Genomic DNA, 5,720 nt, shown 5'->3' with positions numbered 1-5,720 from the left:
ATTATTTGACCTATTGTCTCTTAAAATATCAAGCACACAGTATATTCACGACCGTATAGCACATCATCAATTGCAAATATACAAAATTGACTCTCCGACGGTATACTGTTATTTGATCCATATCACATTGTATCACTGTTTACAAACTGAGAGGATATTCTCTCCTGTGCTTTTGTCAAATTCTGAAAAGCCCATTGATTTTACTATTCTTCTCAATGGAAATCTAGATATTACAAATCGACTTTTGGAGGCTGTTAAAAACTGTCGTGTTATTGCCGCTGACGGGGGTATGTATCATGCTGATAAATTAGGGATTATACCAGAACTTTGGGTGGGTGATTTCGATTCTACAAGCCCTGAACTCATACAAAAATGGTCATCGGTAAAACGTATCGTGTATCCTGCGGACAAGGATTCGACAGATGGTGAAATCGCAGTCTATAAAGCTTTGCAATCGGGTGCTCAGCATATCATGCTGGCAGGAGCTCTTTTTGGTCAACGATTTGATTGTGCCCTTCAGCACGTAACTCTTGCGGTTTCTCTGAAAAGTCAAGGCATCAATGTTACACTCTCCTCTGGCACTGAAGAGGCTTTTGTGCTCACGCCAGGAAAATATGACTTTGATCTTCCTGCAGGAAGTGCGTTTTCTATTGTAACTCTCTCGGATATCAAAGGTCTTGCTATTTCGGGAGCACTATATGTGGTCTCTGATTTTTCTGTACCTCTTGGTTCTTCGCGCACTCTTTCAAATGTTGTCCAGAAGAATCTTACCATATCACTCGATCAGGGAATAGGTCTTCTTATTGCTCGCCCCTATAATCTTCAAGGACTAAATTCCAGTGGACTTTCCAATTCTAAGACTTGATCATGTTAATGCCACTATAGGTGGCGTCGATTTATTAAAAGAATCCTGCCTATCTGTTAAACCAGGAGAACGTATTTGTCTCGTAGGACGCAATGGATCTGGGAAATCAACACTTTTAAAAATTGCAGCGGGATTCATGGAACCCCAATCTGGAGACGTATTTCTTAATACTTCTGCTAGATTGGGTTATCTGGAACAAAATCCTGATTTCTCAGGATTCTCTACAATCTTTGATTATATTGAACATGCAAAAAACGATTATCAAGATTGTTCCTATAGCCTGACTTCTTTATTAAATCATTTTAACCTGACGAGAAATGAAAAAATGAGTCAGCTTTCTGTCGGGAAAGCACGTTGTGTCGCATTTATTCGGATTTTTATTCTGCGTCCGGATATTCTTATTCTAGATGAACCAACCAATCATCTTGATTTTCGTACGATTCATTGGCTTGAGCGAGAATTATTAAACATCAAATCTGCTCTCATTTTTGTCTCGCATGATCGTCGTTTCTTGAAAACCTTATCGACAACAACGATATGGCTAGATCGCGGAACTTTGCATCGTCTTGATAAAGGATTTTCGCATTTTGAGTCTTGGCGAGACATGATTTTAGAACAAGAAAAAATACGCTGTCACGATCTTAAGAAAAAGATTCAATCTGAGGAAGACTGGTTGCGATATGGGGTCACTGCTCGACGCAAGCGTAATGTACGTCGGGTTAAGGAATTGCAAGAAACCCGTGCTCAGTTTCAGGAACAAAAACAATTATTTCAGGGGAAAATAAAAACGAATATCCAATCCTCCGAACAATCAGGAAAATTAGTTATAGAAGCCGATAAGATTACAAAAACATATAATTCCCTTCCAGTTATCAAAAACTTTTCTCTGCGGGTACACTATGGTGAACGCATTGGTATCGTTGGACCTAATGGAGCCGGTAAAACAACCCTGCTTAAAGTGCTTACCGGAGATATTATTCCGGATTCTGGTTTCATACGATCAGGAACAAATCTTAAGGTTTCCATCATTGATCAAAAACGTGAAGATCTTGACCTCAATATGTCTCTTTCCTCTTATATTACAGGTAACGCCGGAGATAGTCTCATCGTACACGGACAATCCCGTCATGTTGTTGGTTATATAAAAGATTTTTTATTTCAAGCAGATCAGGCTTGTGTTCCTCTTAAAAATCTATCCGGCGGCGAGCGTATGAGAGCAATTTTAGCACGTATCCTTTCCCAACCTTTTAATCTTCTTATCTTAGACGAACCTACAAATGATCTTGATTTTGAAACATTAGATTTTTTGGAAGGAATAATTTCTAATTTCCAAGGAACAATATTTATTGTAAGTCATGACCGAGATTTTCTTGATCGCACTGTAAAATCTATTCTTTCACCGCAAAACATTGATGATCCAAATGGATACTGGATCAAATACGCTGGCGGTTATTCTGATATGCTTTTACAACAAAAAGATATGCAAAAAATGCCACAAAAAAAGCAGACTGGGAAAAAACATAAGCCTTCAACATCTTCCTTATCCAAGAAAGATACGAATTATCAAAATAAAAGCTCTCTTTCCTATAGTCAAAAAATTCTCTTGGAAAAGATCCCGCAAAAAATAAAAGAAATAAATCTTAAAATTGCCGCAAATGAGGAAAAAATCGGCAATCAAACGTTATTCTTAAACGACAAAACGGAGTTTTATCGGCTTTCTCATGAACTTGAAACTCTTTACCGAGAACTCAAAGAAAAAGAGGAAGAATGGTTCAAGCTTGAACTCCTGCATGAAAAAGGAAACGAGTCCCTATGAAGGATCACAGATCATTTATACATATATATCCACAGAAAATTCTCTAGTTATACATAGTTTATGCACAGGATATACACAACATATACAGAGATATATCATGGCTTTCACACTGAGTATGTATAATAATGCACGTATTTTCCATGCACCAACTAAAGCCAGTTTGTTTACACATGTCGCAGAAGAATTAAAAAATCTTCCTCTATCTTCAGTGAGCCGTTAAATAACTTCTTTTGAAGAGGAAATAGGTATTAAGCATCGTCATATACAAGGGCTTATATTAACAAACAGGGAAAAAATCTTCATCATGCTGAACATGATTTTTTCTCAAGTCGAGATACGTTTATCCACAACCCATATAAATAATCTACGTCATATATGAGAATCACAGAAAAATTCTAAAAAATATTTCCACAGAATATTCACAGATTATTCGCCGGTTATACATAGTTTATACACAGGTTATGTATATGGATAACCATATTTTACACATGATCTGTTTATAGTCTATGTCTATATGCAGATAGGAAAAGCCTACATCATTCCCCACCGGAACTTTCCCTTTCCTGCAAATAACTTGAGAGTGTCATTCATTCTGCAGACGCATAAAACCTCTATCTTCTCTTGGATTATTGCTCCGATCTAAACGCTCAACACAGTCGTAATTCTCATCTTTATAGAAATTACCCTAGAACCTTTTGTGAGCGGCCATTGCAACCTGACTATTAATGTCTTCTTCAATAAATCAACAAGGGATACGCTGCTTCCCGTTATCAACCTTACATGCCCTCAATGTCTTCACTGAGCGATTCATTATACCAGAATTGTTTTTCTTAAAAATTCCAATTTCGAGCTGTGGATACAATAAAATCCCTGAAAGCCCTTAATTTTCCTGTATTTTTCAATGCCTCAGAGTAACAGAAATAAACCTTAAAAGATGGCATATCGACATCTACCATCAATTTTACAAGATTTTGATTGTTTTTTGCTATATAATCAGGCAAAAGCGCTATTCCATAACCTGAGATACAATGTTGTAAAATGGAAAGATGACTATTTATCTGCAACTGAGAAGTTCTTGGTTCATTTGGAAGACGTCCAATAGTTGCTAGCCAATTAAAATTTTCCATAAACTTCGGAATAAAATCTCCAAAAGTAATAAGACTGTGATTATCTAAGTCTTTTATAAGAGATGGCTTACCACGACGCTCCAGATAATACCTTGAAGCATATAAATGCATGTGAATCGTAAATAATTTGCGTTGTATAAGATCAGATTGACGCGGCTTTAGAAGACGAATAGCACAATCAGCGTAATCCATGCTCTGATCAATATCTTTGTTATCAAAAATGATCTGAACTTGAATATTTGGATACAGGCACAAAAATTCTCTAATGTTATCCTGCAACCAATTTTGCCCTAAGTCTAGCATGATCGCAATCCGCAATTTTCCAGAAGGCCGTTCAGCTGATTCCTGCAATTCAATTTTAACATTTCTCAACTTGCGAAAAACATTATATGCAGTACAGTCAAGTTTTTTTCCCTGTTCTGTTAATGTAAGCCCTCGTGCATGACGATAGAAAAGCTTGATACCTATTTCCTCTTCAAGAGCACTTATCTGACGGCTAATTGAAGATTGAGAAAGGTTTAATTCCTCTACGGCATGCGTAAACGAACCGGCTTTAGCTACTACATGGAAAATGCGCAACTTGTCCCAGTCGAAAGACACAGTCTTTTCCCTTTTAAAATATATATTCTATAAAAAATCAAGAAACGGAGAGATATCGCTCCATCTCCAATGCAGCCATACATCCCATAGCAGCAGAGGTGATTGCTTGTCGATAATGGTCATCAGCAACATCACCTGCTACAAAAACTCCCGGCACACTGGTTTCCACAGAACCCGGACGAGTCCATATATACCCTGTATCTGTTAATTTTAATTTATTTCGAAAAATATCTGTATTTGGCTTATATCCTATTGCAATAAAAACTCCATCAATACGCCTTTCCAAAATTGTATCATCGTCCTTACAGTGCAAACGTACACCTGAAACAGATGGCACAAGAGGTGGTTTTGGAACTAAACCAAGAATTTCAACAACTTCAGTATTCCAAAGAAATTCAATATTTGAACATGCAAACAATCTATCTTGAAGAATTTTTTCCGATCGCAACGAAGAACGACGATGCACTAATGTTACTTTACGAGCTATCTTAGAGAGATGCAGAGCCTCTTCAACAGCGGTATTTCCACCTCCTATCACTATAACTTCCTTATCGCGATAAAAGAAACCATCACAAGTAGCACAAGAAGACACTCCAAAACCTCGAAAAATACGCTCGCTCTCCAATCCAATCCATTTAACCTTAGAACCTGTTGCAACAATCAAGGATTCAGCATGCCAAATTTCATCTAACTCAGTTTTGATAAAAAAAGGACGCTGTTCAAGACTAACCGAATGCACAGTATCTCTTATAATCCTTGCTCCAACATTTTCTGCTTGAAGACGCATCTGCTCCATCAACCACTTTCCCTGTATAGGAGAAGCAAATCCCGGATAATTTTCCACACTTTCGGTTATTGTAAGTTGTCCGCCTAAATCCATTCCAGATATAATAACTGGCTCAAGCATGGCACGAGAAGCATATATGGAAGCAGTGTATCCGGCTGGACCGGAGCCAATTATCAATACTTTAGCATGGTGGGAACTCATCAGATTAAATCCCTTTCTACCGCCAAGAAAATATAAAAAATAAGTCATTGTTTTTACAAAATATTTTCATTTATTAAGTCTCGCCTTTTGAAGGGTAAGATTCACAGTCTATTCCTTTCCTTAAAGAGATTGCAACTCTAAAATTAACCTGATACCAATATTTTGAGGAAGAATTGTAGTTTTTTTAGACATTGAAATTCATAAATGATCAATTTTGTTTAAAGTATCGTCAACTAAAATATAGAGATATGTAATGATGCCCTATATTCCTTTTCAAAATAAGTTTTCTTTTACTCTCTTCCATCTTTGAAAACCCAGCGATCC

Annotated in this window: 5 protein-coding genes; 3 read left to right on the top strand and 2 right to left on the bottom strand. The window is 37.0% G+C overall.

Features of this window, described 5'->3' with window-relative positions; all coding sequences use genetic code 11:
* The first annotated feature begins 172 nt into the window (after nt 1–172).
* The 3 genes from H0G72_RS05385 to H0G72_RS06335 all read left to right on the top strand — a co-directional run bounded on the left by H0G72_RS05385 (nt 173) and on the right by H0G72_RS06335 (nt 2,901).
* Nucleotides 173–865, top strand: a complete 693-nt coding sequence (locus H0G72_RS05385) for a thiamine diphosphokinase (RefSeq protein ID WP_220456129.1) — start codon at nt 173–175, stop codon at nt 863–865.
* The gene (locus H0G72_RS05380) at nt 840–2,681 is read left to right on the top strand and encodes an ABC-F family ATP-binding cassette domain-containing protein (protein ID WP_182017753.1); all 1,842 of its coding nucleotides are present in this window, start codon (nt 840–842) and stop codon (nt 2,679–2,681) included. The genes H0G72_RS05385 and H0G72_RS05380 overlap by 26 nt, the downstream gene beginning before the upstream one ends.
* Nucleotides 2,682–2,778: 97 nt before the next feature.
* Nucleotides 2,779–2,901: a hypothetical protein gene (locus H0G72_RS06335; RefSeq protein ID WP_259345164.1), complete on the top strand. Its 123-nt coding sequence runs from the start codon at nt 2,779–2,781 to the stop codon at nt 2,899–2,901.
* Nucleotides 2,902–3,511: 610 nt separating this feature from the next.
* Here H0G72_RS06335 and H0G72_RS05375 read toward each other — a convergent pair.
* Nucleotides 3,512–4,408, bottom strand: a complete 897-nt coding sequence (locus tag H0G72_RS05375) for a LysR family transcriptional regulator (protein ID WP_182017752.1) — start codon at nt 4,406–4,408, stop codon at nt 3,512–3,514.
* A gap of 37 nt (nt 4,409–4,445) precedes the next feature.
* On the bottom strand, nt 4,446–5,396 hold the full coding sequence (gene trxB / locus H0G72_RS05370) for a thioredoxin-disulfide reductase (RefSeq protein ID WP_182017751.1): 951 nt from the start codon (nt 5,394–5,396) through the stop codon (nt 4,446–4,448).
* Nucleotides 5,397–5,720 lie beyond the last annotated feature (324 nt).

The sequence above is a fragment of the Candidatus Liberibacter sp. genome (assembly GCF_014048425.1).
GTDB lineage: Bacteria > Pseudomonadota > Alphaproteobacteria > Rhizobiales > Rhizobiaceae > Liberibacter.
The sequence above is the reverse complement of the archived record's forward strand: the minus strand, read 5'-3'. Positions and strand labels throughout refer to the sequence as shown.